The sequence below is a fragment of the Mycobacterium sherrisii genome (assembly GCF_002102355.1).
GTDB lineage: Bacteria > Actinomycetota > Actinomycetes > Mycobacteriales > Mycobacteriaceae > Mycobacterium > Mycobacterium sherrisii.
Map to the genome: position 1 here is coordinate 1 of NZ_LQPT01000025.1, position 3,499 is coordinate 3,499.

The 3,499-nt window shown below is 67.0% G+C and carries 3 protein-coding genes; 1 reads left to right on the forward strand and 2 read right to left on the reverse strand.

What is annotated here, in order from left to right:
* Nucleotides 1-207: 207 nt before the first annotated feature.
* Nucleotides 208-1,017 (reverse strand): rhomboid-like protein, encoded by an 810-nt coding sequence (locus AWC25_RS04560; RefSeq protein ID WP_069400371.1) that lies wholly within the window; start codon nt 1,015-1,017, stop codon nt 208-210.
* Nucleotides 1,018-1,074: 57 nt separating this feature from the next.
* Nucleotides 1,075-2,037, reverse strand: a complete 963-nt coding sequence (locus AWC25_RS04565) for an adenylate/guanylate cyclase domain-containing protein (protein WP_142278691.1) — start codon at nt 2,035-2,037, stop codon at nt 1,075-1,077.
* 142 nt (nt 2,038-2,179) lie between these two features.
* Here AWC25_RS04565 and AWC25_RS04570 point away from each other — a divergent pair, with 142 nt between their 5' ends.
* On the forward strand, nt 2,180-3,211 hold the full coding sequence (locus AWC25_RS04570) for an oxygenase MpaB family protein (protein ID WP_069400373.1): 1,032 nt from the start codon (nt 2,180-2,182) through the stop codon (nt 3,209-3,211).
* Nucleotides 3,212-3,499: the final 288 nt, after the last annotated feature.

Consider the following 3,499-nt stretch of genomic DNA (forward strand, 5'->3'; position numbering starts at 1 on the left):
GCCACGTGAGCGATCGGACGATCAGCGCAACGGGCCACGAGTCGACGACGGCCTTCAACGGACAACGGGGCATTACCGTGGGTCACGGACGGGTTCCTTCGGTAGTCAGGACGAGGGGTTTGGCGATTTCTCATCCTGCCGCCGAAGAACCCGTCCCCCGAACACCTCAACCCGTGTCGGCGTCTACAACCTCATGACCCGCAACAGCTAGCCGACCGGGACGGGCTGTACCGCGACCGGGGCGGACAGGTCACCGGCCGGCGCGGTACGCGCCGCGCGGAGCTGGACGGCCCTGTGCGCCACGAACGCGCCCAGCGCGCCGACGATCGGAGCGGCGGCCATCGTTCCCCAGTGGTGAGCCAGAACCAGGAAGCCGAAGCCTGACGAGGCCACCAGCATCAGCACCAGCGCCGGCGTCCAACGGATCGGCTGACGGAACCGGGCGGACACCAGCACGCCCAGGATCACCGCGACCGTGTGTCCGGCATCGGTGAAGTCCGCGCCGATGATCGCCGAGGCCAGGCCCGCCGAGATCCACCAGCCGACCCACGCGGGACGCCACCGCCGCGGGATGGCCGCCGTCATCGCGCCCAGCACCGCGAGGGCGCCATAGCTCATGCCGACGTCGCTGGCCCGGGCGATCGAGATCGGCAACCACCCGAACTCCACCGCCGCGGCCAGGGCGGCGGCCACCACTAGCGTCGCGCCGACGTGGCCGACCAGGAAGGCAATCATCAACCGGATGGTGCTCAGGTGCAGTTCGGCCAACAGCAGCAGGCAGGTCAGGAAGGGCAGCCAGAAGTAGAGCGGGCCGGCGTCGACGACCAGCGCGCTGCCTAGCAACGTGCCGACGTGTCCGTGCGCCAGGTTGTGCAGGTTGGTGCTGGCCCGCGCGACGAGGACGTCATGGGCATGCTGGCCGAGCAGCAAGATGGCGCAGCTGACCGCGAGCAGCACCGCGACGTATCCGATGGTGAAACGGACCCGGGCCAGCCGGGAGAAGATGCCCCCACACATTGAATCCATTATGAGGGCTAAACTGTTTCGACTTCGTGATGGGTTGCTGTCAAGTCCCTAAGAGTGTTCCAGCCGGTAGATGACCAACTCCGGCGGAATGCCCGGGGTTTTCGGCGAAAACACCGATTTACGTGCGCGTTTCGCTACCGCGCCGAGGGCGTCGAGCTCACTTTGCGGGACCGATTCCAGCGCCGAGCCGGAAATCATGATGCCGCCTTTTGTGGCGCGTTCCATAACGCGCGCGGCGATATTGACGTCGACGCCGAGCCAATCCGCGGCCAAGCGCTGCGGCCGACCGGTGTGGATGCCCACCCGCATCCGCGGCCGATAGCCCGCCACCTCGACCGACCTCACCGCCTCGTCGGCCGCCAGGACCGCCCTGACCGCGACGTCCGGACGACGGAACACGGCCATGAGGCCGTCACCCATCCGTTTGACGATGTGGCCGCCCTCGTCCAGCAGCGGCGGTTCGACGGCCCGCGACACCTGGCGCAGCAACGACAACGCCGCGTCGTCGCCGGCCTCGAGCGACCAGGTGGAGAACCCGACCAGATCGGTGAAGACCAACGTCGCCTCCGGATTGGCCGGACGGCGCGACACCGCCTCGGTGAACGCCTGCCACACCTGCAGCACGCCCAGGCTGACCTCGCGCGACGCGCCGTCACGGTCCCCCAGCAACCGGTCGGCGGCACGCGCCGCCGCGCGCGGACCGCCGTCGCCCGCGGTCGAGAGCGGATCACCGAACTCCGGATCGCCGGGCAGCAGCCGCCGCGTCCGCCGCAGGAAGGCCACCACGCCCGGGCTGCGGTTGGCGTTCTGCCACCACTGGGCCGCGCTCTGCAACGACACCGCAGACCGAGGCGCTGTCCCCGGCACCGTCGTCACCGACTCGGATTCTGCGGGGCCGCCCGGATCCGCATCGCGAGCCGCGAATTCCACCTGGCAAGGGTAAGTAGTTTCGGGGAAGCCGGGCAACGAGACCGTGCCGGTTGTGGCGAACAACGCCCCCAGGGTCCGCATCGGGTCTCATCGGGTGCTCATCACGGTGGCGCCACACACGGATGCAATCTCGGTAACACGTTCGCGCGGGGCTCCCCGAAATCGTAGACAACAGATGTTGTCAAAAGTTATCGTGAGCGCAGTGAGGACGTAGGAGGTCGTGATGAGTTCCGTAGCGACGACATCCGCTGATCCGCTTGGACCGGATTCCCTTACCTGGAAGTACTTTGGCGATCTGCGTACCGGGATGATGGGCATCTGGATCGGGGCGATCCAGAACATGTACCCGCAACTGGGCGCGGGCGTCGAAGAGCATTCGATCCTGCTGCGCGAGCCGCTGCAACGGGTGGCCCGGTCCGTGTACCCCATCATGGGCGTCGTCTACGACGGCGACCGCGCTCCCCTGACCGGCGCGCAGATCAAGCACTATCACGACACCATCAAGGGCATCGATGCCGAGGGCCGTCGCTACCACGCGCTGAACCCGGAAACCTTCTACTGGGCGCACGCCACGTTCTTCATGCTCATCATCAAGGTCGCGGAATATTTCTGCGGGGGCCTGACCGAAGCCGAAAAGCGTCAGCTGTTCGACGAGCACGTGCAGTGGTACCGGATGTACGGCATGAGCATGCGGCCGGTGCCGGGCTCGTGGGAGGAGTTTCAGCAGTACTGGGACCGGGTCTGCCGCGACGAGCTGGAGATCAACCAGGCGACGCTGGACATCTTCCGCATCCGCATCCCCAAGCCGAAGTTCGTCCTGATTCCCACGCCGATCTGGGACCAGATGTTCAAGCCGCTGGTGGCGGGTCAGCGCTGGATCGCGACCGGGCTGTTCGACCCGGCAGTGCGCGAGAAGGCGGGCATGCGCTGGACACCCGGCGACGAGATCCTGCTGCGGATCTTCGGCAAGCTGATCGAGCTGGCGTTCCTGGCCGTTCCCGACGAAATCCGCCTGCACCCCCGGGCACTGGCCGCCTACCGGCGCGCCGAGGGCCGCGTCCCGGTCGACGCGCCGTTGGTGGAGGCGCCCGAGTTCATGGCCCCGCCTCACGACCGGCGTGGCCTGCCGATGCACTACTGGCCCCCCGGGTCGCTTCGCAGCAAGTCGCTGATCGAGCGGGCCGGGTCGCTGGTGCACACCACGCTCTCGCTGGCCGGGCTGCGCCCCGCCCGGGGCCGCAAACGAGCCGCCTGAGGGCGGCTAGTGTAGTGAGTTATTAATTCGCGTTCGGATAGTAGGCTTGGTGTATGCCGGGTCCTGTTGCTGTGCCTGTGGTGTTGAGTGATGTTGAACGTGAGCAGTTGCAGGGGTGGGCGCGACGGCCCAGTAGCGCTCAGGCGCTGGCGATGCGGTCGCGGATCATCCTCGCTTGTGAGGGGGATTCAAGTAATACCCAGATCGCTCGGGATGTCAGCGGTCACGTAATTCCCCAGGTCTGAGGGGTTGTCCGTCACGTAATTCCCCACCCGCCGTCACGTAATT

Bases quoted from the DNA above. Each gene is read 5' to 3' on its own strand.
- AWC25_RS04565 (WP_142278691.1), bottom strand. From the start codon at position 2,037: ATGCGGACCCTGGGGGCGTTGTTCGCCACAACCGGCACGGTCTCGTTG.
- AWC25_RS04560 (WP_069400371.1), bottom strand. From the start codon at position 1,017: ATGTGTGGGGGCATCTTCTCCCGGCTGGCCCGGGTCCGTTTCACCATC.
- AWC25_RS04570 (WP_069400373.1), top strand. From the start codon at position 2,180: ATGAGTTCCGTAGCGACGACATCCGCTGATCCGCTTGGACCGGATTCC.